We start from the raw sequence: 24,189 nt of genomic DNA on the forward strand, positions 1-24,189 counted from the left end.
CCGTTGTCAGATCATCCGGTCAGCCGCTGAGTGCCGCGCCGCCGTCGTTCCGAGCCGCGGTGCCCAGGTGGGCACCGACCCGCTTGACCAGTAGCGCCATCTCGTACGCGACCTGGCCGACATCGGACTCGGCCGCGCTGAGTACGGCCAGGCAGCTTCCGTCGCCCGCCGCCGTCACGAAGAGGAAGGCGTCGTCCAGTTCGACCATGGTCTGCCGGACGCGTCCGGCCTCGAAGTGCCGCCCAACGCCCTTGGCGAGGCTGTGGAAGCCGGATGCGACGGCGGCGAGGTGCTCGGAGTCCTCGCGGGTCAGTCCGTCCGACGCGCCGATGGCCAGGCCGTCGCCGGAGAGGACCAGGGCCTTGCGGATGCTGGCCACGCGCGAGACCAGATCGTCAAGGAGCCAGCTCAGCTCGCGTGTCGGGCTCGATGGTGCGGTCATCGACCGTTCCCCTCAGGTGTCGTTCTCGGTGCGGATGCCGACGGGTCGTCTTGCGTGCCGTCGTTCTCGGTCACTTCCCGGCCGCGCTGCCAGCCGCGCTGGAGTGCCGCCATCCGGTCGCGGACCTCGTCCGCCGACCGCTCGCGGCCGGCGCCCTCGCCGGTCGCGCCGCCGCTGTCGTGGGCAGTGGTCTCCACCCTCAACTGCGGCGCCAGATTGGCCTGCCTGACCCGGCGGGGCAGTGCGCTGCCGCTCGCGCCGGACGCGGTCGTCTTCTTCGCGGCCGTCAAAGGCGGGGATCCGGACGGGGGTTCGGGCGTGGGTTCGGACGCGGGCCGAGACGGGGACCGGCGCGCGGGCAGCGGCTGGGGCTCCGCCGGAGCCGGTGCCTGCGCCGGGGTCTGCGCCTGCGGCTGGCCCTGTGGGTACAGCTCGCCGCGGGCCTGCGCCTGCGCCACGGCCCGCTCCGCGGCCTGTTCCAGCGCTCCCCGGTCGGCCTGCGAGGTCTGCGCGGAGGGTCCGCCGACCGGTCGGCCGCGGTCGGAGACCAGTACGGGCGCGGTGCGGCGGCGGCGCGGCAACGGCAGCGGCCCGTCGAGTTCCGGGTCGCCCGTCTCGCCGACCGGCGCGCCGACGGGTTCGTCCGCCGGGTGCGCCTCGTGCTCCTTCTGCGTCTCGCCGCCGATGCCGTCCAGGCCCCACTGCCGGAAGGTGTGCTCGGTGTCGGAGGGCACCCGCGCCGGGCGGGACTCGGTGAGGTCGCCGATCTTGGTCGCGCCGGTGTCGTCGCCGGTCTCGGTGAGCAGATTCGCCGGGATGAGGACGACGGCGGTGGTGCCGCCGTACGGGGACTGCCGCAGCGAGACCCTGACGCCCTGGCGCTGCGCGAGGCGGCTGACCACGAACAGGCCGAGCCGGTCGGTGTCCGACAGTTCGAATTCCGGGGTCTCGGCCAGCCGGAGGTTGGACTCCAGCAGCGCGTCGGGCGTCAGGCCGAGGCCGCGGTCGTCGATCTCCAGCACGAAGCCGTTGGCGACCGGCTCGCCGTGCAGCCGTACCGCGGTGTGCGGCGGCGAGAACACGGCGGCGTTCTCGATGAGTTCGGCGAGCAGGTGGGTGAGGTCGCCGACCGCGGAGCCGGTGACGGCCAGCCGGGGCAGACGCCGTACCTCGATCCGCTCGTAGTCCTCGACCTCGGCGACGGCGGCGCGGACCACGTCCATGAGCTGGACGGGCTTGCGCCACTGCCGGGAGGGGGCGACACCGGAGAGGATGACCAGGCCCTCGGCGTGCCGCCGCATGCGGGTGGTCATGTGGTCGAGGCGGAAGAGGTCGGCCAGTTCCTCGGCGTTCTCGGTGCGGCGCTCCATCGCGTCCAGCAAGGTGAGCTGACGGTGCAGCAGGACCTGGCTGCGGCGGGCGAGGTTGACGAAGACCTCGGAGACGCCCTTGCGCATGTCGGCCTGGCGGACGGCGGCCTCGACGGCGGCCCGCTGGAGGGTGTTGAGCGCCTTGCCGACCTGTCCGATCTCGTCGTCGGAGTACTGGAGGCGCGGCACCTCGGTCTCGACGTCGACCTGTTCGCCCGCGGCCAGCCGCCGCATGACGCGGGGCAGCCGGGTGCCGGAGACCTCCTGGGCCTCGCGGCGCAGCCCGGACAGGTCGCGGATCAGGCTGCGGCCGATCCGTACCGACACGATCAGCGAGGCGATCACCGCGACCAGACCGAGGACACCGATGACGGCGGCTTCGACGACCAGCGTGGTGGACAGCGGCCTGGCCTGCTTGCTGAACTTCGCGATGGCGTCGCCGTCGAGCTTGCCGAGGTCGGTCATCACGGTGGCGGCGGTCGCGGGCCACGCCTTCTGGGCGGCCACGACCGGCGCCTCCTCCACGCCCGCGACGATGATCGCGTTCTCGGCGGCCCGCAGCGCCTTGCCGCTGGCGCTCTGCCAGTACGTGTCGAAGGGCGCGCGCGCCTCGTCGGTGAGGGTCTTGAGGTCGACGGCGTAGTAGTTGCGCTGCTCGGCGACCGCGAAGGTGAAGGAGCGCAGTTCGTCCTTGCTGGTGTGGCCGGTGCTGATCGCGGCGGCCATCAGCGCGTCCTCGCGGCTGACCTCCTCCTGCGCCCGGTAGAGGCCGATCACCGCGCGCCGCTGGCTGTCCAGCGTGACGTCGCTGAGCGGGAGGTACTCCTCGAAGAGGTCGAAGGTGGGATCGACCAGCGAGTTGTACGCCTGGTAGGCGTCGTCGCGGGTGATCCGCTGGTTGTCGATCCGCTGGCGGAGCGAGGTGAGGCCCTCGACGGTGTTGAGGAGGTCGTCGAGGCGGTCGCGGGACCGCGCGTTGAGGTCGTCGCGGACGCCGGACGCGTCGATGGTCGTCCGCATCTTGGCGATGGACGCGTCGGTGGCGTGTTCCTGCTTGTCGTAGGCGATCCGCGCCTCGGAGTCACGGGTGTTGGCCAGAAAGACCAGAGCGACCCTGCGCTCCTGCTGAAGGTTCCGAACCGCGTCGTCGGCGGGATAGCCGACATTGTCGACTATTCGCTGGATGTCCGGCCGTCCGAACACCTCGCGCCCGGTGATGGTGGCGGCGAAGGCCCAGATGAGGGTGAGGGACACCAGTGGGATCAGCAGCAGCGCCACGATCTTCCGGCGGATCGTCGTACCGCGAAAGCGCATGGCCTCCCCAACGTCTTCCCCGGTATGGGGATCGTCTGTCGCGTTTAAACGGCGTGAGCCTACTACTGCCGATGCGGTAACTCGAAAGCCAGTGCGTAGGGTTGGGCAGGTCTGGCCGGATACGTACCCCGGAATGCATCGTGAAGATTCGGGGCAGGCACCTTGTATGGACTTCGAACAAGGGCGGGTGTGGACCGAGGACCCGGTCGGCACTCCCCGAATGCCCGATCCGGTACGAGCGGCGGCGGTGCGGGCGGTGCTGATCGTGGCCGTCGCGCTGATCCTCGCGGTGATGGCCGTACTGCTGGCCGCCGGACACTCCTGGCTGTCGGCGCCCGCGCTGATCTCCGCCGTCTTCACCAGCGTCGTCGCCACGTGGGCGGTGTTGGACGTGTGGGTGACGCGACAGGTGTGGAACCAGCGCAACGGGGTGCTCTCCAGCCCGAGCAGCGCGGCCCGTGCCCTGCGCAGGGAGCGGCGCAGAAGGCACCGTGCGGCGCGGTCGGCCGCGCGCGGCAGGCCGACGCGGCGGGTGCACATACCGCGTCATCTGCCCTGGCACCTCGGGGTCTGACTCCGGCCGCTCGCGGTCTGCCGTCGGTACCTGGTGGTCGGGCGACGGTCCGGGAGCTGATCGCGGTCATTACCAGCGGCGGCCGGTAGCAGCGGCGGCCACCGCCGGCGGCGGTCCGGACTAGCCTCTGTCCGGCTGGAGTTCCCTGCCCGGTCCGGGCACGGCGGCGCGCGCGGACCCGGAAACGGGCACGTCCGATTCCCCGTCTCCCCCGTCCCGCTCCGGCTCGGGCGGCCGTCGGTACATCCGGGTGGCGGTGATCTCGCCGTGCACCTGCTCGCCCTGCGGGTCGGGGACCGGAAGTCCCGGCCGCAGGTGCTCCTCGACGCTGATGTATTTCAGGCCCGCCCGCAGATCCGCGTCATTGCGGAGCCTGACCACCAGCGGGAATTCGGCGAGTGCCGTGGTGTCGAACAGTCCCGTGGTGTAAATGAGCTGTACGCCCAAGGCGTCGGCCACCGCGCGCTGCAATTCCAGGAGATAGGTGGCGTTGGCGCGACCGATGGGATTGTCGAGGAACAAGGTGCCCGCGTGCCGCTGCTTGTCCCGGCCCCGGTCGTTGCTGCGCAGCGCGGCCATCGTGCAATAGAGGGCGATGGCGGCGGTGAGGAGCTGCCCGCCGGAGAACACATCGCCCATCTGTCCGACCGGCACCCGCTCGGCGCGCAGCACCGCGTCCGGTTTGAGGATCTCCACGGCGATGCCGCGCGGTTCGAGCGCGGACCCGACGCCGCGCAGCAGCAGGGACATCCCGTCCCGCCGCAGGTCCGAATTCTTGCGTACGGCGGCCCTGGTGGCCTCGTCGATGACCTCGCCGAGGCGTTCGGTGAGAACGGACTGGTCCGGGTCCTCGAAGCGGATCCGCAGGAACTCCTGGCCCGACCATTCGCCGAGCCCTTCCGGCAGCCGTGACAGGCGCTGCGCCGAGCGCAGGGTGGCGAGCGAGGACTCGACCAGGCCGCGCAGCCGGTCCACGATGCTGTCGCGGTTGCGCTCCAGCTGGGTCAGCTCGTCGGTCAGCACGCGCAGCCGCGGGGCGAAGGCGGTCGCCCAGGCGGCGGCGTGCTCGGGCAGCGCGGCGGCGGGCAGTTCCCTGATCTGCTGGCGCGCGGGCGTCCTGACCTGCTCGTAGCGCACCGCGTTGGCGTGCCGGACCAGGACGTCGGAGGCTTCGCGGAGCTGGGTCTCCGCGGTGGACAGGTCGGCCGCGCAGCCGCGCAGACCGCGCCGGGCCTCCGCCGCGGCCTGCCGGGCCTCCTCGGTGCTGCCGGGGTACGGCTCCGGCTCGTCCTCGTCCTGCTGTCCCGGCGCGTTGTCCCGCAGCAGGTCGCGCAGCATCGCGGCGATCTCGTCGAAGCCGCCCGCCGCGTCCTCGGCGGCGCGGTGGGCGTGGACCATGTCCGTGTGGGCGGCCCTCGCCTGCTCCAACGCGTCGGTGCGGGAGGCCAGTTCGGCGTTGGCGGCGCGCAGCAGCTCCTGCGCGTGCTCGGCGTCGCGCGGCGCCAGTCCGTCGGGCAGGTCGGTGTGCCGGTCGCCGTCCGCGGGCGCGAGCCGTTCCGCCTCGCCGCGCAGCCGCCCCAACTGCTCGCTGGCGGCGGAGGCGCGCGACTCCAGGGTCTGTACGAGCTGTTCCGCGCGGGCCGCCGCGGCCTGCCGTGAGGGGCCGTCGGCGCCGTCCGGGCCTTCGAGCAACTGGGCGGCGCGGCTGCGGACCTTGTTGGTGAGCCGGTCCAGTTCGACCAGGGCCGCGTTCTCGGTGCTCTCCGCGCGGGCCTGCTCGGCGCGCAGGTCGGCGCCCACACCGACCTTCTCGTACACCTGGGAGGCCGAGTGGTACGCCTCGCGGAGCGCGGGCAGCGACTCGGTGGCCGCGGGGGCCTGCGCCCGGTCCTGCGCGCTCTCGTCGGGGGCTCCGGCGATCTCGGACCGCTCGGCGCGCAGGACGCGTGCGGTGCGGCGGGCGTCGTCGGAGGCGCGCTGGGCGGCGCGGCGGTCCTCGTCCGCGGCGCGGGCCTGCGCCAGGCAGGTCTCGGCGCGGGTCTCCGCCTCGGCCGCGTCGGCGGCCAACTCCCGTGCCCTGCGCTGCCAGTTGGCGCGCTCGCGGAGCCGGTGGGCGAGACCGGCGAGCGCGTCGGCGCGGCGCCGGGCCTGCTCGGCGGCGGCGCGGCGGGCGTCGTTGTCCCGCGCGCTCTCGGCGGCGGCGGCCTCGGCCTCCGCGCGTTCGGCGCGCAGCGCGGCCAGCTCCGCGCGGGCCTGCTCCGCGCTCTGCCGCGCGGCGGTGACCTCCGCCTCCAGCTCGGCGAGGCGGTCCGGCGGGCAGGAGGCGCGCCACGAGGCGAGGCGGGCCGACAGCGTCCGGTCGTGCGCGAGCCGGGCCGCGAGCGTCCTGATGTCCTCCTCGCGGGCGGTGGCGCGGGCCCGCAGCTCCTGGCGTTCGCCGTCGGCGGCCAGTTCGTCGTGCATCGCCGGGTTCGGCGGGACCAGGAACACGTCCTGGTCCGCGCTGCCCGCCGCCGTCGCGGGCGGCGGCGCGAGCAGCGCCGCCGCGGTGCCGACCGCGACCGTCGAGCGCGGCAGCAGCGCGGCCTGCGCCAGCACGTCCCTGGCCCGCTGGTACGAGCCGGGTTCCGTGACCACGACGCCGTCGACCAGCTCGGGGCGGGAGGCCAGCACGACCGCGTGGTCCACCGGGTCCACGGCCTGTGCGAGGTAGCGCCAGCCGGGCAGCGCCGGAATGCCGTGCTCCCCCAGGAATTCGACGGTCGCCAGGACGTCGGGGCCCGGCGGCAGCAGGCCGCCGTCGCCGAGCGCGGCGAGGATGCGCGCGTCGTCGGCCGCCGCGGTCCGCAGCTCGAAGAGTTTGCGCTCGGCGGAGGCGACGGCGCTGTCCAGCAGTTCCCGCAGCGGCTCGGCGAAGCCGTCGAGCTCCGCGGCGGTGAGGGGTCCGTCCGCGGACGGGCGCGTGGCGGCGGGGCGGAGGGGCGACGCGCCCGCGCCGTCCCGGTCGGAGGCTCCCGAGCCCTGGCCGGTGCGGCCCGCGGCCGTATCCGCGGCGCCGGAGCCCGTACGGCCGTGCCGTCCTGCCGAACCCTCCCGGGCGTCACGGCCCGTACCGCCGTGCGGCCCGGTCGCGCTGTCACCGGCCGAGGTGTCGGAGGTTCTGCCGGAGCGGGCGCCGACCGGGTGTCCGGCGTCCTGGCCCGCCGCGGAATCCGTGCCGTCGCGCGGGCCCGGCACGCTCAGCAGGGCGGCCAGGCGGGGGTCGGCGGCGAGCGCGGTGGCCGCCACGGTCGCGGCGGTTCTGGCGGCTTCCGCGGTGGTGAGGGCGTCAGCGGCGCGGGCGGCGGCCAGGTCGGCGCGGGCCTCGGCGGAGGCGGCCTCGCGGGCGCGGGCGGCGGCGCTGTGGGCGGTGTCGGTGGCGGAACGGGCCAGGGCCGCCGCGGTCTGTTCCGCGTCGGAGGCGGCGAGGGCCGCGCGGGCCGGGTCGGCGTCGGGTGCGGTGTCGTCGAGCCAGCCCGCGCTGACCGCCTCCGCGGTCTCCTGCTCGACCTCGGCGAGCCGCTGCCCGAGGTGTCCGCTCTCGCTGCGGGCGCGCTGCGCCTCGGTGGCGGCGGCGGTCGCGTCGCGGTGCGCGGCCTCGGACTCCGCCTGGAGCGCGGCGGACCGCTCCTCCTCGGCGTCGGCCTGCTGCTCGGCGCGTGCGGCGGCGGCGTGCAGGGCGCGTACGAGATCGGCGGCGGCGCGGGTGCGGGCGGCCAGCGCCGGGGCCGCGTCGCGTTCGGCCTCGCGGATCGCGGCGGTGACGCGGGCCAGCCGGTCGCCCGCGGCGCGCTGCCGCAGTACGGTCTCGGCCGCCTGCCAGGCGGCGTGCAGCGTACGGGCGTCGCCCAGCTCGCGGCGGAGTCCCGCGGCGCTCTTGTCCGCGGCGGCCAGCGCCAACGAGGCGTGCCGGTAGGCAAGTTCGGCGGCGATCAGGGCGCTGCCGCCGCGGGCCTGGTCGGCGTCGGTGACGCTGTGCGCGGCGCGCGCCATGTGCTCGGCCAGTTCGGTGGTCCTGCCGCGCTCCTGCTGGGCGCGGGCGGACAGGCGACGGGCGAGGGCGCGGGTGCGGCGCTCGGACTGGGCGTGGACGCCGCGGGCCTGGTCGCGGGTGGCGGCGGCCTCCACGATCCGCTCCAGCAGGTCGAGCGAGCCCGCGGTGAAGTCGCGTTCCGCGGTGAGTTCAGCGCGGCGGCCGAGCTTGTTGGCGAAGCCGTGCACGAGGTCGGCGAGGCCGTCGGTGTCACGGGTGTCGGTGACGGCGCGCAGCAGGAGGTCGGTGAAGTCGGAGTCCTTCTTGACGGCGAACAGGCCCGCGGCCTCGCCCTCGTCGGCGTTCATCTCCCGCTGGTAGCGGAAGAGTTCGGGGTCGAGGCCGAGGTCGCCGAGGTGTTCGTTCCACCGGTCGTGGATCTCCTCCCACACCACTTCCAGGTGCGGGTACGCCTTGCCAGCCTCGGTGACCGCGTCCCGGAAGCCCTTCATGGTGCGGCGCCTGCCGCGCGCGCCGGACATGCCCTCGACCGGCGGCCGGACGCTGGCGGCCTCGGCGACGGGCAGCGAGTCCAGGCTGAGGCCGGGTCCCGGCCGGAACGAATACCACGCCTCGGCGAATTTCCGCGGGTCGGTGGAGACCTGGCGGCCTCGCCACTCGCTGACCTTGCCGACCACGACCAGCTCGCCTGTGACGGTGTGCTGCCACTCCAGGGCGACGTGGCCGCAGTCCTCGGCCAGCAGGAATTTCCGCAGGACGCCGGAGCTGGCGCCGCCCAGGGTGTTGCGGTGGCCGGGCAGCATCACCGAGAAAATCAGCTTGAGCAGGACCGACTTGCCGCCGCCGTTCTCCAGGAAGAGCACGCCCGCGGGCGCCGGGCGGCGCGGCGGTCCTGCGGGCTCGTCGGCGAAGAACTCGCCCTGCGCGGGGGCGGGTTGCGGCACCGGCTCGCCGACGCCCCGCAGGTCCAGGACGGTGTCGGCGTAGCGCGCGCCCGCGGGCCCGATGGAGTAGAGGCGGAGTCGGGAAAGCTCGTACATGCGGCGGACTCTCGTGGCTCGTGGTTCAGGTCGGAAGTCGACTGGAGGTCGGGGGCGAGTGGGAGGCGGGGCGGGTGGGAGGCGGGGCGGGTGGGAGGCGGGCCCCGGTCAGGTGTGGGCGTGGAACGGCAGACCGGCGTCCGCGGCCAGGTCGAGGCCGCTGTCGTCGGCGGCGGCGGGGACGAGGCTGGCGCTGCCGTCGCCGACCGGGACGATGCCGAGGTCGAGCAGTTCGGCCATGGCGGCGCTGCCCGCCATGTCGCGGACCTGCAACTGGTAGCGGGCGGTGGTGCGGTAGGTGCCTCCCGACTCGTCCCCGGTGCGCTGGAGGAAGCCGGAGTCGACGAGGAAGGCGACGGCCTTGCCGATGATGCCGGTGGTGGAACTGGCCAGTCTGCGGGCGTCCTTGGTGGCGCCGGTCGCGCTGCGCCGGGTGTAGACCCGCCAGGCGGCTTCCAGTCCCGGTGCGTCGCTGGCCGGGTCGGTGTTCTCACCGGTCTCGTCGGCCTGTTCCTCCAGGCGGCGGCAGGCCTGGCGGATGAAGGCGTCGATGCCGTTGACGGTGATCCGGCCGATGTAGCCGTCGTCGGCGAGGTCCTCGGGGCGCGGGAAGGCGAGCGCCGCCGCGGCGAGGTGGGCCAGGCCGTGCAGGAAGCGGTCACCGGAGTCGGAGGCGGCGCGGCGGGCGTAGTCGCCCATCCGGACGGCGAACACCGAGTCCTCGCCCGCCGCCAGGGCCATTCCGGCGCGGGGCGAGACCTCCAGCACGATCAGGCCGAGTCCGGCCGCGACCGCGTCGGCCAGGCGCGCGAAGGCGGGGTCCTCGCGGTGGCGGCGGATCAGTTCCGCGTACTCCGCGTCGCGGGCGGGCAGCAGCTTGGGCTGGAGCCCGAAGCCCACGAGGCGGGCGGCGTCCGCCGCGTCGCCGGGCGTCACTCCCCCGGTGCGCGCCGGTCCGGTGCTCCCGGCCTCGTACGCCGCGGCCTCGGGCGTGTCCGCCGCCGTCTCCCGGTACTCGCTCACTTCTCGCTCTCCTCGGTCCAGGCGATGACGCCGGTCAGCACCGTCGCGTCCGCCGTACGTGGTCGCCCGCCGCCGGGTCGGAAACGGCGGGCGGGCGCCGTGCCGGGCCTCACGCGGGCTCCGCGCGCGCGGCCGTCATCGCCGCCGCGTCCAGCCGCGCGGTGCCGACGATGAGGTCGGCGCCGCCGAATTCGTGGTCGTCCAGCGGCGTGCCGTCGTCCACCGCGAAGAGCAGGCGCTGTTCGCCCTGGCGGTAGGCGGTGCCGACCGGCGGGGAGGCGGCGTGGATCGCCAGCAGGGCCAGCAGATAGGGCAGTTCGGGGTCGCGGCGGCGGGCGTCGGCCAGGAGCCCCGACAGGCGGCGGGGCGCGTCGTGGGGCAGGTCGAGCAGATCGAGCGCGGATTCGAGCTGTTCCTCGCTGAACCGGCTGTCGTCCGGGGTGGCGACCAGGTCGGGCTCCGGCATCTCCGCGCCCAGGTGCTCCCGCTCCAGCGGCGGGGTGAGCAGCAGTTCGACCAGGTCGGTGACGCGTACGGCGGACGGGGTGCGCAGGCCCGCGCCGCGGGCGAAGAACGCGTCGGTGACCCGCGACGCGCGCTCGACCGGGATCGGCAGCAGGGGCGCGACGAGCTGCCCGTACAGGTCGAGTCCGGCGCGCGCGGGGGGCGCGGCGAACGCCTGCCGGTCCTGCTCGGCGCGGAACAGCGGTCCGGCCTCCAGCAGCCTGGACTGGAGCTGGGTGTGGCGCCGGATGCAGTCCTTGACGATGTCGACCAGTTCGGCGGCGCGGCGCTTGTGCTCCGGCTCCTCCGCCTCGTCGCGCGCCTTGCGGATGTTGGTGAGGATCGCGTTCTCGTGCCGGTAGCGGTCGGCGACGTGGTCGAGGGCCTCGGCGATCATGTCGGGGACGGTCCGCAGCCAGTCGACCGCCCGGACGTTGCGCCGGGTGGCCTCCAGGGTGCGGCGCAGCGTCTCCGCGTACTGCACGGTGCGGTACCTGGCCTGTTCCGCGGCGAGTTGGGCGTCGGCGAGCCTGCCGCGGCTGATCAGCACCTCCAGCTTGACCTCGGCGGCGATCTGCGCGCTGGTGACGTCGGTGTCGAGCGCGCCGACCAGGACGTTGACCGCCTCGTCGGTGGTGCGCAGGTAGACGCTGCCGCCGGGGCCCGGCACTTCCTCGATCAGCTTGAAGTCGTAGTCCCGCCGCACATATCCGCCGTCGGCGCCGAACGTGCCGTAGACGGCGCGGAATCCGCGGTCGGCGCTGCCGACGTTGATCAGATTCTCCAGCACCCAGCGGGCGACGCGCTCGTGCTCGGCCTGGCCGCGGACGGGGGCCTGCGCGGCGACGCGGGGCAGCAGTCTGGCCACTATCTGGTCGTGGTCCGCGCCGGTGTCGAAGTCCATGTTGAGCGTGACCAGGTCGATCGCGGCCAGCGCGATCTCCGCCATCGCGTACACCGAGTACTCGCCCGCGAGGTTGGCCTTGCGGGTGTCGAGGTCGTGCAGCGGCGCCGTGCAGGCGAGCGCCTTGAGCCTGCGGGCCAGGCCCTCGTCGGCGGCCGGGCCCGGGGCGGGCCGGGCGGCGCCCGGCAGCGAGTACGGGATCGTGGTGGTCACGCCCCACACATTAGGCGGTGGCACCGACAACGAACGAAACGGCACGGATCGCCACGGGGCGGGCACCCGGCGCGTCGGCCCGCGGGAGTGCCATGATCGGTCCCGCGACAGGTACGGCACGGGCACGGAAGACTCGCGGGCGGCGCGCGGAGCACCTTCGGCGCCGTTCGTAGGCGGATACGAGGATACGAGGACGGGCTGATCATCATGGCGGACGCGGTCACCGGGGCGGCACCCGGCACGGCTCCTCGGACACCTCCCGGCGCGGCACCCGACACCGACCCCGGCGCGGTCATCGATCTCAACGCCGACCTCGGCGAGGGCTTCGGCCGCTGGCGGCTGACCGACGACGAGGCGCTGCTGTCCGTCGTCACCAGCGCGAATGTCGCGTGCGGCTTCCACGCGGGCGACCCGTCGACGATGTGGCGGGTGTGCGAACTGGCGGCGGAGCGGGGCGTACGGATCGGCGCGCAGGTCTCCTACCGCGACCTCGCCGGTTTCGGCCGGCGCTCGATGGACGTGCCTCCGGAGGAACTGGCCGCCGAAGTCGCCTATCAGATCGGCGCGTTGGAGGTCTTCGCCCGCGCGACGGGCACCACGGTGGCGTACGTCAAGCCGCACGGCGCCCTCTACAACCGGGCGGTGCACGACGCCGAGCAGGCGGTGGCCGTCGTCGCGGGCGTGCGGCTCGCGGGGGAACTGCCCGTACTCGGCCTGCCCGGCTCGCAGTTGCTGCTCGCGGCGGCCCGCGAAGGGCTGCCCACGGTCCACGAGGCGTTCGCCGACCGCGCCTACACCTCGGGCGGCACGCTGGTCCCGCGCCGCGAGCCGGGCGCGGTCCTGGAGTCGGAGGACGAGGTGGTGGCCCGCTCGGTGGGCATCGCCCGCGACGGGCGGGTGACGGCGATCACCGGCGAGAGGGTGCCGGTCGCGGCGCGGTCCTTGTGCGTGCACGGCGACACACCGGGCGCGGCCCGGCTGGCGGCCCGCGTCCGGGAGTCGCTGGAGGCGTCGGGTCTGCGGATCGCGGCCTTCGCGTGAGCCGGGCGGGTTCCGGGCCGGGTTCCGGGGCGGGCACGGGGCCACGGGTGCTGCGCGCCGGGGCGGACGCCGTACTGGTGGAGTCCGCGACCGGCGAGGAGACGGAGGCGCTGCACGCCGAGTTGCTGCGCAGGCGGGCGGCCGGGGAACTGGCCGGGGTGACGGAGATCGTGCCCGCCGCCCGTACCGTGCTGGTGTGCGGGCTCGCCGATCCGCGGGCCTTCGCCGCCGAGGTGGCCGCGTGGGACGTGCCCGCGGTGCCGCGTGGGCGGGGCGCGGCCGTGGAGATCGCGGTGCGCTTCGACGGGCCCGACCTCGCGGAGGTGGCCGGGCTGTGGCAGGTCTCCCCCGAGGAGGTGGCAGGGACTGTGACCTCGACGCCCTTCCGTGTGGCCTTCTGCGGCTTCGCGCCCGGCTTCGGCTATCTGACCGGACTGCCCGAGCACCTGCGCGTACCGCGCCGGGCCGAGCCCCGTACCGCCGTACCGCCCGGCTCCTTCGCGCTGGCCGGACCGTACGCGGGGGTGTATCCGCGCTCCTCGCCCGGCGGTTGGCAACTGGTCGGCACGACGGACGCCGTGCTCTGGGACCCCGAGCGGGAGCCCGCGGCGCTGCTGAGCCCCGGCACCGAGGTGCGGTTCACGGAGGTGCGGGGGTGAGGGAAACGGCGTCAGGGCAGGCCGAGTTGGCCGTCGTACGGGCGGGGGCGCTCACCACCGTGCAGGACCTCGGGCGGCCGGGCCACGCGCATCTGGGGGTGCCGCGGTCCGGCGCGCTGGACGGTCCGGCGCTGCGGGCGGCGAACCGGCTGGTCGGCAATCCGGCGGAGGCCGCCGGTCTGGAGACGACGGTCGACGGCTGCGCGCTGCGGGCCTCGCACGCGGTGCTGGTGGCGGTGACGGGCGCGCCGTGCGCGGTGCGGGTCGACGGGCGTCCCGCGGCGTGGGGCGCGCCGGTACGGGTGCCCGGCGGGGCGGTGCTCGACGTGGGGCGGGCGGAGCCGGGGCTGCGCAGCTATCTGGCGGTGTCCGGCGGTGTGGCCGTACGGCCGGTGCTGGGCAGCAGGTCGACGGACCTGCTGTCGGGGCTCGGTCCCGCGCCGCTCGCGAGGGGTGACGTGCTGCCTGTCGGCGGCCGGTCCGGGGACGTCATCAGGGGCTCCGACGTGAGCTCTGATGGAGACTCCATCAGCCTCTTCGGCGAGGGCGATGTGGTGGCATTGCCCGGTCCCGGAGCCGAGTTGGTCCTTCCGTTGGCGCGCGGGCCGCGTGACGACTGGTTCGCGCCGGACGCCTTCCGTACGTTGTTCGGCGGCGGTTACACCGTCTCACCCGCGTCCAACCGGATCGGGCTGCGCACGCGGGGCCCGGCGCTGCGCCGGGCCCGCGGCGGTGAACTGCCCAGTGAGGGCATGGTGCTCGGCGCTGTGCAGGTGCCTCCGGACGGCTGTCCTGTGGTCTTTCTCGCCGACCATCCGACCACCGGCGGCTATCCGGTCATCGGCGTGGTCCCCGAGGGTTCGCTGCCGGCCGCCGCCCAGTCACCGCCGGGGACGCCGGTCCGCTTCGTGCCGCTCAGCACGCGCTGACCCGGCGCCGGTGGGCGCGGCGGGGTATACGGCCGCGCCGCCGGGCCCGGCGGGACCTTGAGCGCGGCGAGCGCCGCGACCGTGGCGCGCCGCGCGTCCTCCTCCAACACCGCTGTGCCGCCCTGCCGGTGGTGGCGCAGTTCGGTGCCCGCCAGCCGGATCAGGTCGGGCAGCAGGTCGGTGCAGCGGTCGGCGATCCAGCGCGTGCCGCGGGTGGCCATCCACCACGCGGCGGCCCGGCGGCCGGGCGGCGCGCCGTCCGGCTCGGGGCGGGGCGCGGGCCCCTGGGCGAGGCCCGCGGCGGTGAGCAGGGCGTGGAAGTCGCGGGCGAGCAGCCGGTGTCCGGTCTCGCTGGGGTGCAGCCGGTCGGCGCTCAGCGCTCCCGGCATGGTCGCCCAGTGGCGCTCCGCGGCGTGGAGGTGGTGCGCGCCGTGGTGTGCGGACAGGGCGTGCACGGTGTCGTTGAGCGCGCGCATCCTGCGGCCCAGCGGCCGGGCCAGCGGCCACGGCAGCCCGAGCACGGTTCCGGGGTCCGGCAGGCACGCGGTGAGCACGTCGCAGCCCTCGGCGCGCAACGCGCCCATCACGACGTGCAGTTCGGCGGCCACCGCCTGGATGTCGAAGCCGCCGCGCAGCGTGTCGTTCCCGCCGACCAGCACGGACGCGAGGTCCGGCCGGTGCCGCAGCGCCGCTTCGAGCTGCGGACCCGCCACGTCGCCCGAACGGGCCCCGCTCCGGGCGAGGTTGAGCGTCCGGGTGTCGTACGGGGCCGCCGCGAGCCCGTCGGCGAGCAGCGCCGCCCAGCCGCGCCACCCGCCGTCGGGCAGCGGGTCGCCGACCCCTTCGCTGAGCGAGTCGCCGAGTACGGCGAAGCGCACGGCGCCGGTCACGGCCTGACCCCGTCGGACTCCGGTGCGGTCCGGCGGCGCGCGGACGGCGCGGCGGCGCCGACGGCGGCCCGGTGCGCGGTGAGGAAGGCGTTGACGGCGGCGGGCCAGGTGTACAGCTCGGCGCGGGTGCGGGCCATGGCGCGGCGCCCCTCCTCGGGCGCGGCCAGGATTCGCTGTACGGCGGCGGCGTACTCGGCGGGTGTGTCGGCGCAGCCGCCCGCCGGTCCGATGAGGGTGGGCAGCGCGGAGCGGGAGCTGGCCACCACGGGGGTGCCGCACGCGAGGGCTTCGAGGGCGGCCAGACCGAAGGTCTCGACGGGTCCCGGTGCCAGTGCCACGTCGGCGGTGGCGAGCAGTGCGGCGAGGTCGGCGCGCCGCGGCACATGGCCGAGGAAGGTGACCGGCAGCCGGGCGGCCCTGGCCTGGGCGGTGAGCCGGGGCCGCAGGGGTCCCTCGCCCGCGACCACCAGCGCCGCGTCGACGCCGGAGCCGCGCAGGTGGGCCAGGGTCTCCAGCGCCATGCCCGGCCGCTTCTCGGGCGAGAGCCGCGAGCAGAGCACGAGCAGGACGGCGGCGCCGTGCCCGTGCGTCTCGCGCAGCCGCGGGTTCCGGGCACCGGGGTGGCAGCCTTCGAGGTCGACGCCGAGCGGGGCGCGTACGACGTTGCGGGCGCCGATCCGCTCGAATTCGGCGGCGGCCCAGGCCGTGGTGCACACCACACGCGTGTAGGCCAGCGCGGTACGGCGGTTGAGGGTGTCGGCGGCGCGGCGGGCGGGTCCCGAGGGCAGGCCCCAGGTGCCGAGCACACCGTCGGCGCTCTCGTGGGACACCATCAGGGAGGGGACGCGGTGCCGCCTGGCCCACTCCCCCGTCCAGCGCAGGGTGGTGCGGTCGGAGACCTCGATCCGGTCGGGGGCGAGCGAGGCGAGTACGGCCTCCACGGGGGCGCGGCGGGCCAGTACGCGGTAGCCGCCGGTGCCGGGGATCTCAGGGCCCGGCAGGGTGATCACCCGCCCCTGCGGGGTGAGTTCGTCGGAGGCGGTGGCGCCGGGGACGATCAGCACGGGTTCGTGGCCCGCCGCCGCGTAGCCCTCGCCGAGGTGGCGCAGCGCGGTGCGCAGGCCGCCGGAGACGGGCGTGACGAAGTTGGCGAGCCGCACGATGCGCAGGGCGGACTCGGGGTCGCGGTCGAGGGGGTGCGGGGCGGTGCGGGCGCCGCCGTCGGGTGATTCGAGGTCGTCCTGGCCGTACATGACGTCGTCCCTGCCGTCGGTGGGGTCGGTGCCGAAGTCTGTGATGGTGCCGCCGGTTCGCGCGCCGCTCGCCGTACCGGCCGTTCGCGTACCGGTGGTCATGCGGTCGCCCGCGCCGCTCATGCCGTCGCCGTTGACGCCGCCGCTCATGTCGGTGGTCATGCCGCTGCCGCCTCGCGCTCGCCGAGCACCTGGTCGTAGTGGCCGAGGAGTTGGTCGCCGACGGCCTCCCACGTACGGTCGGCGACCGCTGTGCGAGCCGCGCTCCCGTAGCGCTCGCGCAGCCCGTCGTCGCCGAGCAGGAACTGGACGGCCGAGCGGACGGCCGCCGGGTCGAGCGGCGGCACCAGCAGGCCGGTGCGGCCGTGCTGGACGAGGTCGAGGGGGCCGCCGGCCGCCGGGGCGACGACGGGGACTCCACTGGCCATCGCCTCCTGCACGGTCTGGCAGAAGGTCTCGAACGGCCCTGTGTGGCAGAAGACGTCGAAGGAGGCGTGGATGCGGGCGAGTTCGGTGCCGGTCCTGCGGCCCATGAAGACCGTGCCCGGCAGGGCGGTGCGCAGGCTCGGCGCGCTGGGGCCGTCGCCGACGACGACCACGCGCACACCGGGCAGTTCGCAGAGTCCGGCGAGCAGTTCGACGTGCTTCTCCGGCGCGAGCCTGCCGACGTATCCGACGATCAGCTCGCCGTTCGGGGCCAGTTCGCGGCGCAGCGCCCCGTCGCGGCGCGCGGGGTGGAAGCGGTCGGAGTCGACGCCGCGCGGCCACAAGTGGACGCGCGGCACGCCCTGTTCCGCCAGCGCGCTGACGGACGCGGAGGAGGGGGCCAGGGTGCGGGCAGCGGCGGAGTGCACCGCGCGGATCCGGCGCCAGGCGGCGGACTCGCCCGCGTTCAGATACGTCCTGGCGTATCCGGCGAGGTCGGTCTGGTAGACGGCGACGGCGGGGATACGCAACCGAGTGGCGGCGGCCAGGCCGCGCGCGCCGAGCACGAAGGGACTGGCCAGGTGGACCAGCTCCGTCCGGTGCGCGGCGATGGCGGCGGCGGTACGGCGGCCCGGCAGCGCGACCCGCACCTGCGGGTAGCCGGGCAGGGGGAGGGAGGGGACGCGGATGACGGGACAGGGGTCGGGACCGGGGTCCTGGTCGGCCGGGCCCGCGGGCGCGACCACGAGCGGTTCGTGGCCGCGCCGGGCGAGGTGCTCGGCCGTGCGCAGGGCGCAGTGGGCCACTCCGTTGACGTCGGGTGGGAAGGACTCTGTGACGATGGCGACACGCATACCGTGGTTGTCGCCGCATTGAGCGTTGTCAGGGCCACGTGGATCTTTCCCGAAGTGGAACGCCCCATGAGCGTTAGGGCCCGCCCGGCGGATCATGGGCGGTCCGGGTGCCGAAGGGGCCGTTCGTGATCCGCCGGACACGCCCTGAGACCCGCGCCGGGTTCTCCGTGGTCCGCCCGCGGGCCGGCCGCCTACCTGGACGTACCGCCGGAACTGAGCCGGCCGCGTACGGCGGTCTGCACTTCGGCCTCTTCCGCGGGGTCCGCCGCCAGTCTGCGCAGCTGCGCCAGGACCCTCACGTCACCGGACGTCGCGCGGTGCGCGGCCAGCTCGCGGGTGCTCTCCTCGCAGTCCCACAGGCACTCGACGGCGAAACCGGCGGCGAAACCGGGGTCGGTGACGGCGAGCGCGACGGCGGCGGTGCCGCGGAGCTGGGAGGACGACGTCTCCCGGTAGATGTGCCGCAGGACGGGTGCGGCCAGGCAGGCGGAGAGCCGGCCGACTCCCTCGACGAGCGCGTCGAGCCCTTCGGCGTCCGCGCCGCCGGTCTGTACGGTCCTGCGCAGCGCGCCCAGCACGTGCTCGGCGTCCTGCGGTCCGCCGTGGCGGGCGAGCAGCCGGGCGGCGGCGGAGCCGAGCGGGTCGGTGCGGGCGGCCCAGACGCGGGCGCGGGCCATCGCCTCGTCGTCCCTGAGCCGTTCCAGGGATTCGAGGGCGGCGCGTACGACAAGGTCGTCGGTGGAGACCGCGGCCGTCTCGATCAGGTCCAGGCGCCGGGGGTCGCAGCGGTCGGTGAGGTGGCGCAGCGCGGCGGCGCGGGCGGCTGAGGGGCCGTGCAGGGCCGCTTCCAGCAGTTCCGCGTGGTCCTCGGGGCCCGCGACGGCGGCCAGGCAGCGGGCGGCGGGCTGGTCGCGTTCGAGGCGGGGGTGGCGGGTCAGTCCCTGCTGCGCCCATTCGAGGACGGCGGTGACGCTCCAGCCGGGGGTCGGGCCCGCGGAGCGCATCTGGCGCTGCCAGCGGTCGAACGAGACCTGTTCCGCGGCCTTGGCCACGCGGGTCGCGGTGGCCGGTTGCGAGGCGTCTTCGGCCCAGAGCTGCCACGGGCGGGGTTCGTAGGCCTCGCGGACGGCGCGGGCCAGTTCCGCGTCGCCTTCGGGGGTGTGCGGGAAGCGGGCGACGACGGCGGGACCCAGCGCGCGCAGTCCCGCCTCGTCGTCGCGGACCGCCAGCTCGTCGAGCGCCCATTCCCAGCAGCCGCCGGTGGCCGCGTACCGCCGCAGCAGGTGCAGCGCGTCGCGGCGGCCGTATCCGGCGAGGTGGCCGAGGACGGACAGGGCGAGGCCGCAGCGGTGCTCGTCCGGGGCGACCAGGTCGTCCGGGTGGAAGAGGTGGTGTTCGATCCCGTCGAGCGGGCTCTCCAGGTCCGAGTAGAGGCGCGCGTAATACAAGGAGCGCGACTCGACCCGCCAGTCGAGCCGGGGATCGCGCAGCACGCACTGCTCCAAAGCGGCGAGGGCTTCCGTCCGCGGCGCCGCCAGGGCATGCAGGGGCCCGTCTCCGCGTCCTCGCTGGAGGAGGCCGAGAAGGGATCCACTGGGCGCTATGTCTGGGTCGAACATGAGGTCAGCATCCGGTGCGGGGGGTTCCATGGCAACGGGATTTCCGCTACCGGTGCCCGGCATCCTTACCGGCCGTCGTCGGTTTCATGCCGGACGGGAACGGGGGATTCCGTGGGGACGGGCGGCGGAAGCCTACCGACTCGGGGTGTGCCGTGTCGCTTCCGGGCGGCGGGCGGGTGTCGAACGGGTGGCGCGGGAACGGCCGGTGGGGTGGCGCGGAGGGTGGCGTTATGCCGCTGGGCTGGTGGCATATGCCAGAAGCACCACCGTATCGGGTATCGCGGAAACCCTTACGGCCGATCGCTCCCTGTGCAACAGTCGTTACCGGTCCTTCCGTCCGCGACGGCCGTTCAGCGCCTGCCAGCAGACACGTTCGGAGTGTGTCATGCCGTTCCCCACGCACGCGGAGCACAACTCCGCGCAGCCACCGGATCCCGGTGCGGTGGACGCCCTGATCTCTCAGGCGCGTCGCCTCAGGACCCAGGTGGATTCGGTGCTGCGCGAGAGCGCCGCCGCCGCCGAGGACCCCCAGTTGCGCTGGCAGCGCGCCCTGTGCGATCTGGCCGTGCACCAGCTCGACGACGTGGACACCCACCTCGGCCAGCTCAGGGACGGCCTGGACACCGGGTATCCGGGCGGCGACCCGCTGACCGCCGACCTGCTGGTGGACCTGCCGTCGCAGACGTCCCTGCCGCCGGGGCCCGACGCGGTCAGCGCGCTGGGCCGGGCGGGCAGCGCGGAGTGGGACCTGCTCACCGATGACGCGCAGTGGTCGGACGAGCTGTACCGGATCTTCGGCCGGGAGTCCGCCGACGGTCCGCTGACCCTGGACGAGCTGCCCTCGTGGCTGTTCTCCGAGGACCAGCAGATCCTCACCGAGATGGTGACCGGCTGCCTGGTCGACGGCCGTCCGATCGACGGCGAATTCCGTATCGTGCGCGCGGACGGGTCCGTGCGTACGGTGCACATGGTCGGCGAGCCGGTACTCGGCGCCGACGGGGACACCGTGTCCATGTGGGCGGTGTTGCGGGACGTCAGCGACCTGCGGCGCAGCCAGCGCACGCTCCGGGAGACCCGTGACTCCCTCCAGCGGCAGCGGCAGATCGCGCAGACCGAGCGTCGGCTGGCGGTTGAGCTGCAGGAGGCCGTGCTGCCGCCCTGGCGCGGCACCCTGCGGTTCCCGCAGGACGGGGGGCCCACCACGATGGACCTGGCAGCGCATTATCTGCCGTCCGGCACCAGCGCCCTCATCGGCGGCGACTGGTACGACGCGATGCAGTTGCCCGACGGGTCCTCCTTACTCACGGTCGGCGACCTCACCGGACACGGGGTGGCCGCCACGTCCGGTATGGCGATGCTGCTGGGCGCGCTGCGCGGCATGGCCGTCGCGGGCCTCCAGCCCGGCCCCCTGATGGGCTGGCTCAACGAACTGCTCGACACCTCGGCGCAGCCCGCGCTCGGCAGCGCCCTGTGCTGCCGGTACGAGCCGTCGACCCGGCTGCTGCGCTGGGCCCAGGCGGGCCACCCCGCCCCGCTGCTGTTCCGCGACGGAGCGGGGCGGGTGCTCGAATCCCCCGAGGGCGTCCTGCTCGGAGCGACCTCCGGTGCCCTGTACGGGCAGGCCGACGAGCAACTGGCCGCCGGTGATCTGCTGGTGCTGCACACCGACGGCCTCGTGCCGCGCCGTTCCGCGCTGGACACCGACACCGAGAGCGGCTCGGGACGACTCCTGGCGATGGCACCGCTGTTCGCCCGCGCCCGGACCGCACAGGACTGCGTGCGGATCGTCGCCGAGGAGTTCGGCACCCCGGAGCGCGAGGACGACGCCTGTGTGCTGATCGCCAGGATCGCCTGAGCCTTCTTTCCTGCTTCCTTTCCCGTGGACACGTTCCGCGGACAGGTCGCGCGCACGAATTCCATACGGCATTCCGTACGGGCATTCCGCGCGTGCGCTCCGCGGGTGAATCGCGGTCTTCTTTTTCGAGACCCTCGAGAGCCCGGCAGGGATCTCATCCGTGCTGTCGTACGAGCTGTCCGACCCGTTCGGCGGCAGGCCGGCCGGCCGCTGTTACACGGAGCGGGTCTTCCCGGTGGTTCCCTTCCCCTTGGATTTCGGCAGTGCCGTCTCGATCTCGGTGCGCAGATCCTGGATCTTGGTGTAGCCGGAATACCGGCCGGTGAGCCGGTACATCTCGCGCAGCCGGTCCCAGGTGCGATGCGAGGAGGTCTCCCCGATGGTGAGCAGCGCCATCCGGGCGTAGCGGTCGGCCTCCTCCGGGTCGTCGGCGATGAAGCAGGCCGACGCCAGCGACAGATAGTCGAAGATCATCGACCGCTCGTGGCCGCCGCCCCGCAGCACCAGCGCCTTCTTGGCGTGGAGTTGCGCCTCGGCCGCGGCCGACGGGTCGTGGTCGGCCAGGGTGCGGAAGGCGAGCGCCTGCATCCCGTGCAGGTCGGCCTCGTCGAAATTCTGCATCCAACTGGGCGCGGGTACATCGCCCTTGTCGGACACGAACAGGTCCTCGGCCTCGCCGAGGGTCCGCCGCATCGCCTGGCCACGGCCCATGGACGCCTGCGCCCACGCCTCGATGGTGCGCAGCATGGCGCGGGTGCGCGGCAGCGCGGACTCGCCGGAACCGGACTTGGCGAGCTTCATCAGGTCCAGCGCGTCGTCCGGCCGCCCCAGGTGCACCATCTGGCGGGCGGCCCTGGACAGCGCCTCGCCGGCCCTGGGCCGGTCGCCGCCCTCCCGCGCGGCGTGTGCGGCGATCACGAAGTACTTCTGGGCGGTGGGTTCCAGGCCCACGTCGTGCGACATCCAGCCCGCCAGCACCGCGAGGTTGGCGGCCACGCCCCACAACCGGCGCTGGAGATGCGCGGGGTGGGCGTAGGAGAGCATGCCGCCCACCTCGTTGAGCTGGCCGACCACGGCCTTGCGCTGGAGGCCGCCGCCTCGTGAGGCGTCCCAGGCGCGGAACACCTCGACCGAGCGTTCCAGCGACTCGATCTCCTGGGAGCCGACCGGTACCGCCTCGTACTGGTCGTAGGCGGCGGGGTCGGCGTCGAGCGGATCGTCGAGGACTGGCGCGTCGGCCGCGAGGGCCGGGTCGGTGTGCAGCCAGTCGTGCATGGCGGTGCTGAGTACGGAACCGGTGGCGAGCGCGGCGCCCGCGCCCACCAGACCGCGTCGGTTGAGCATGAGGTCCATTCCCGTGAATTCGGTGAGGACCGCGGCGGTTCGTTCCGGCGGCCACGGGAGGCCGTCTCCGGTCTGTCTTTTTCCCGTCTTCCGGCGCCGGTCGAACCCGAGATCCTCGATGGTCACGACACGGCCGAGACGCTCGGTGAACAGCGCGGCCAACACCTTCGGCACGGGATCGCGCGGCGACTCACCGGTCTCGATCCAACGGCGTACGCGCGATGTGTCGGTCGACAGCTGCGGATGGCCCATGGCCGCCGCCTGCCGGTTGACCAACCGTGCGAGTTCGCCCTTGGACCAGCCGGTGAGGCCGAACAGGTCCGCGAGTCGGGTGTTGGCTTCATTGCCCACGTCAAGCCCCCAGGTTCCTCGGCTGAATTGACACTATTCCCCCTGACAATGGCCTCGCGACTATTCGCCAGGGTTCGCCAGGGTCCGCTACGTGGTGTGCCACCCGCGGGCGGGTGTCAGGTAGGAACGCGCCACCCCGGTCCGTCTCCGCATTCCCCAGGGTGCGGTACCGGACCGGCCGTGGCGCCCCTGAACCGTTGGCACACGAAGGGATCTGCTTCTCCTCATGTATTCGGCATCGTCCTCCGTGTCCGCACCGCCCCGGCCGTCGTACCCCGCCGTCGCGGAATCCGCCCTCCGCCCCCGCCAGGCCACCGCCGTACGGCGCGTCGGCCGGCCCGCGGGCAGCTCCCATCCGCTCAGCGGGAGACTCGACTTGACCGGCCCACAGGGCGCCCAGTTGCGCACCGCCGTCGCCGCCGTGCAGCGCATCTGCCCCGAGTTCGCCCCGGTCCAGCTCCTGCGCCGCGGCGGCCGTACCGCGCTGCTGATCGGCACCTCGGGGCGCGCTCCGGCCGTCGCGAAGTGTCTGCTCGACCAGTCCCCCGCCTGGGCGGAGCGTTTCCGCCAGGAGATAGCGGCCTACCGCACGTTCGTCCGGCACCGGCCGCCGGTCCGGGTGCCGCGGCTGATCGCCGCGGACCCCGAGAGCTGTGTGCTGGTGATGGAGCGGATGCCCGGACGGGTGGTGTCGCCGCAGCGGCACCCGGTGCAGCCGCCGACCAAGGGCGATGTGCGGGCGGCGCTCTCGGCGTACTCGCGCGTCAACATGTGGCGCCCGCCCGCCGGTTCCTTCGACGCGCCGATCGACTATCCCGTCCGCATCAACCGCTACCACGAGTTGGGGCTGCTGACCGACCGGGACATGGGCGACCTCCAGCAGCTTCTGCACGGACTGGCCCATGTGCAGGGGCAGTTCTGCCACGGCGACGCGCAGTTGTCGAATGTGCTGCTGTCGCCCGCGGGTCCCTCGCTGGTCGACTGGGAGCACTCGGGCTGGTATCTGCCGGGGTACGACCTGGCGGTGCTGTGGTCGGTGCTCGGCGACGACCCGGCGGCGCGGCGGCAGATCAGCCAGCAGGCGCAGGCGCAGGGTCCGGCGGCGCGGGACTCCTTCCTGGTCAATCTGATGCTGGTGCTGACCCGGGAGATCCGCACCTACGAGACGGCCGTCCAGCGCACGATGCGGGCCGTGGGACCCGTGGCGCCCGGCGCGGCCGAGGCGGGCGAGGAGCAGCGGCTGCTGCTGCGCCGCCTGCACGACGACTGCGGCATGGCCCGCAGGGCGGTGCGCGCCGCGGTCGGCACCCGGTAGGAGCGGACCGGACGGGTACACCGTGACCGCGGCCGGCCACGAGTTCCGCGCGCCGTCCCGCGCGCCCCACTGGTCCACACCACTGACGAGGAGCAGGCCAGCACGCCGCAGCGGGGAAACTTCCCAAATACGCCGCTGACGTGCGAAGACGGCCTCGTGTCCGGATGCCTGACGGATGGTTGACGGATGTTCCGGCAGCCGATACCTCTGTGGTGCCGATCGTTCGGCATCTCTTG

General features: G+C 74.3%; 16 protein-coding genes. 6 read left to right on the forward strand and 10 right to left on the reverse strand.

What is annotated here, in order from left to right; all coding sequences use genetic code 11:
• Window positions 1–19: 19 nt before the first annotated feature.
• Together ACFZAM_RS27480 and ACFZAM_RS27485 are read right to left on the reverse strand one after the other, a co-directional pair.
• Window positions 20–442 carry a roadblock/LC7 domain-containing protein gene (locus ACFZAM_RS27480; protein ID WP_188286155.1) on the reverse strand — a complete coding sequence of 141 codons (423 nt, stop codon included), beginning with the start codon at window positions 440–442 and terminating at the stop codon, window positions 20–22.
• Window positions 439–3,126: a nitrate- and nitrite sensing domain-containing protein gene (locus ACFZAM_RS27485; RefSeq protein WP_391050089.1), complete on the reverse strand. Its 2,688-nt coding sequence runs from the start codon at window positions 3,124–3,126 to the stop codon at window positions 439–441. The genes ACFZAM_RS27480 and ACFZAM_RS27485 overlap by 4 nt, the downstream gene beginning before the upstream one ends.
• 166 nt (window positions 3,127–3,292) lie before the next feature.
• On the opposite strand from ACFZAM_RS27485, the gene ACFZAM_RS27490 reads away from it, so the two are divergent.
• Window positions 3,293–3,700: a hypothetical protein gene (locus ACFZAM_RS27490; RefSeq protein ID WP_391050091.1), complete on the forward strand. Its 408-nt coding sequence runs from the start codon at window positions 3,293–3,295 to the stop codon at window positions 3,698–3,700.
• A gap of 120 nt (window positions 3,701–3,820) precedes the next feature.
• On the opposite strand, the gene ACFZAM_RS27495 is transcribed toward ACFZAM_RS27490, so the two are convergent.
• The 3 genes from ACFZAM_RS27495 to ACFZAM_RS27505 form a co-directional block, all read right to left on the reverse strand.
• On the reverse strand, window positions 3,821–8,773 hold the full coding sequence (locus ACFZAM_RS27495; protein ID WP_391050092.1) for a hypothetical protein: 4,953 nt from the start codon (window positions 8,771–8,773) through the stop codon (window positions 3,821–3,823).
• Window positions 8,774–8,881: 108 nt separating this feature from the next.
• Complete coding sequence (locus ACFZAM_RS27500) at window positions 8,882–9,796, reverse strand: hypothetical protein (RefSeq protein ID WP_355344044.1); 915 nt, start codon at window positions 9,794–9,796, stop codon at window positions 8,882–8,884.
• Between the two features lie 109 nt (window positions 9,797–9,905).
• Window positions 9,906–11,417 carry a hypothetical protein gene (locus ACFZAM_RS27505; RefSeq protein WP_355344041.1) on the reverse strand — a complete coding sequence of 504 codons (1,512 nt, stop codon included), beginning with the start codon at window positions 11,415–11,417 and terminating at the stop codon, window positions 9,906–9,908.
• Window positions 11,418–11,624: 207 nt separating this feature from the next.
• Between ACFZAM_RS27505 and ACFZAM_RS27510 the strand changes: the two genes are divergently transcribed.
• The 3 genes from ACFZAM_RS27510 to ACFZAM_RS27520 are packed head-to-tail and all read left to right on the forward strand — an operon-like array spanning window position 11,625 to window position 14,046.
• The gene (locus tag ACFZAM_RS27510) at window positions 11,625–12,458 is read left to right on the forward strand and encodes a 5-oxoprolinase subunit PxpA (protein WP_391050095.1); all 834 of its coding nucleotides are present in this window, start codon (window positions 11,625–11,627) and stop codon (window positions 12,456–12,458) included.
• 47 nt (window positions 12,459–12,505) lie between these two features.
• A complete protein-coding gene (locus tag ACFZAM_RS27515; protein WP_391050097.1) occupies window positions 12,506–13,117 on the forward strand; it encodes a carboxyltransferase domain-containing protein in 612 nt (203 codons plus the stop codon).
• Window positions 13,114–14,046: a 5-oxoprolinase/urea amidolyase family protein gene (locus tag ACFZAM_RS27520; protein WP_391050098.1), complete on the forward strand. Its 933-nt coding sequence runs from the start codon at window positions 13,114–13,116 to the stop codon at window positions 14,044–14,046. The genes ACFZAM_RS27515 and ACFZAM_RS27520 overlap by 4 nt, the downstream gene beginning before the upstream one ends.
• Here ACFZAM_RS27520 and ACFZAM_RS27525 read toward each other — a convergent pair.
• The 4 genes from ACFZAM_RS27525 to ACFZAM_RS27540 all read right to left on the reverse strand — a co-directional run bounded on the left by ACFZAM_RS27525 (window position 13,947) and on the right by ACFZAM_RS27540 (window position 19,088).
• A complete protein-coding gene (locus tag ACFZAM_RS27525; protein ID WP_391050100.1) occupies window positions 13,947–14,936 on the reverse strand; it encodes a GDSL-type esterase/lipase family protein in 990 nt (329 codons plus the stop codon). The two genes, ACFZAM_RS27520 and ACFZAM_RS27525, sit on opposite strands and share 100 nt — an antisense overlap.
• Window positions 14,933–16,351, reverse strand: coding sequence for a glycosyltransferase (locus ACFZAM_RS27530; RefSeq protein WP_391050102.1), 1,419 nt, complete (start codon window positions 16,349–16,351; stop codon window positions 14,933–14,935). Before ACFZAM_RS27530 ends, ACFZAM_RS27525 begins: the two co-directional genes overlap by 4 nt.
• Window positions 16,348–17,469 carry a glycosyltransferase gene (locus ACFZAM_RS27535; RefSeq protein WP_391050103.1) on the reverse strand — a complete coding sequence of 374 codons (1,122 nt, stop codon included), beginning with the start codon at window positions 17,467–17,469 and terminating at the stop codon, window positions 16,348–16,350. The genes ACFZAM_RS27530 and ACFZAM_RS27535 overlap by 4 nt, the downstream gene beginning before the upstream one ends.
• A gap of 191 nt (window positions 17,470–17,660) precedes the next feature.
• Window positions 17,661–19,088, reverse strand: a complete 1,428-nt coding sequence (locus ACFZAM_RS27540; protein ID WP_391050105.1) for a HEAT repeat domain-containing protein — start codon at window positions 19,086–19,088, stop codon at window positions 17,661–17,663.
• A gap of 385 nt (window positions 19,089–19,473) precedes the next feature.
• Between ACFZAM_RS27540 and ACFZAM_RS27545 the strand changes: the two genes are divergently transcribed.
• Window positions 19,474–20,943, forward strand: coding sequence for a SpoIIE family protein phosphatase (locus tag ACFZAM_RS27545; protein WP_391050107.1), 1,470 nt, complete (start codon window positions 19,474–19,476; stop codon window positions 20,941–20,943).
• Window positions 20,944–21,156: 213 nt separating this feature from the next.
• Here the strand turns inward: ACFZAM_RS27545 and ACFZAM_RS27550 are convergent, their stop codons facing one another.
• The gene (locus tag ACFZAM_RS27550) at window positions 21,157–22,638 is read right to left on the reverse strand and encodes a hypothetical protein (protein WP_391050109.1); all 1,482 of its coding nucleotides are present in this window, start codon (window positions 22,636–22,638) and stop codon (window positions 21,157–21,159) included.
• A gap of 226 nt (window positions 22,639–22,864) precedes the next feature.
• On the opposite strand from ACFZAM_RS27550, the gene ACFZAM_RS27555 reads away from it, so the two are divergent.
• Window positions 22,865–23,953 (forward strand): aminoglycoside phosphotransferase family protein, encoded by a 1,089-nt coding sequence (locus tag ACFZAM_RS27555; RefSeq protein WP_355344012.1) that lies wholly within the window; start codon window positions 22,865–22,867, stop codon window positions 23,951–23,953.
• Window positions 23,954–24,189: the final 236 nt, after the last annotated feature.

Source organism: Streptomyces sp. NPDC008079 (assembly GCF_042957385.1).
Taxonomy (GTDB): Bacteria; Actinomycetota; Actinomycetes; order Streptomycetales; family Streptomycetaceae; genus Actinacidiphila.

What these genes read in the sequence shown, in the direction of transcription:
- ACFZAM_RS27480 (WP_188286155.1), bottom strand. Translation starts at nt 442, where the DNA reads ATGACCGCACCATCGAGCCCGACACGCGAGCTGAGCTGGCTCCTTGAC.
- ACFZAM_RS27485 (WP_391050089.1), bottom strand. Translation starts at nt 3,126, where the DNA reads ATGCGCTTTCGCGGTACGACGATCCGCCGGAAGATCGTGGCGCTGCTG.
- ACFZAM_RS27490 (WP_391050091.1), top strand. Translation starts at nt 3,293, where the DNA reads ATGGACTTCGAACAAGGGCGGGTGTGGACCGAGGACCCGGTCGGCACT.
- ACFZAM_RS27495 (WP_391050092.1), bottom strand. Translation starts at nt 8,773, where the DNA reads ATGTACGAGCTTTCCCGACTCCGCCTCTACTCCATCGGGCCCGCGGGC.
- ACFZAM_RS27510 (WP_391050095.1), top strand. Translation starts at nt 11,625, where the DNA reads ATGGCGGACGCGGTCACCGGGGCGGCACCCGGCACGGCTCCTCGGACA.
- ACFZAM_RS27530 (WP_391050102.1), bottom strand. Translation starts at nt 16,351, where the DNA reads ATGACCACCGACATGAGCGGCGGCGTCAACGGCGACGGCATGAGCGGC.
- ACFZAM_RS27535 (WP_391050103.1), bottom strand. Translation starts at nt 17,469, where the DNA reads ATGCGTGTCGCCATCGTCACAGAGTCCTTCCCACCCGACGTCAACGGA.
- ACFZAM_RS27540 (WP_391050105.1), bottom strand. Translation starts at nt 19,088, where the DNA reads ATGTTCGACCCAGACATAGCGCCCAGTGGATCCCTTCTCGGCCTCCTC.
- ACFZAM_RS27545 (WP_391050107.1), top strand. Translation starts at nt 19,474, where the DNA reads ATGCCGTTCCCCACGCACGCGGAGCACAACTCCGCGCAGCCACCGGAT.
- ACFZAM_RS27555 (WP_355344012.1), top strand. Translation starts at nt 22,865, where the DNA reads ATGTATTCGGCATCGTCCTCCGTGTCCGCACCGCCCCGGCCGTCGTAC.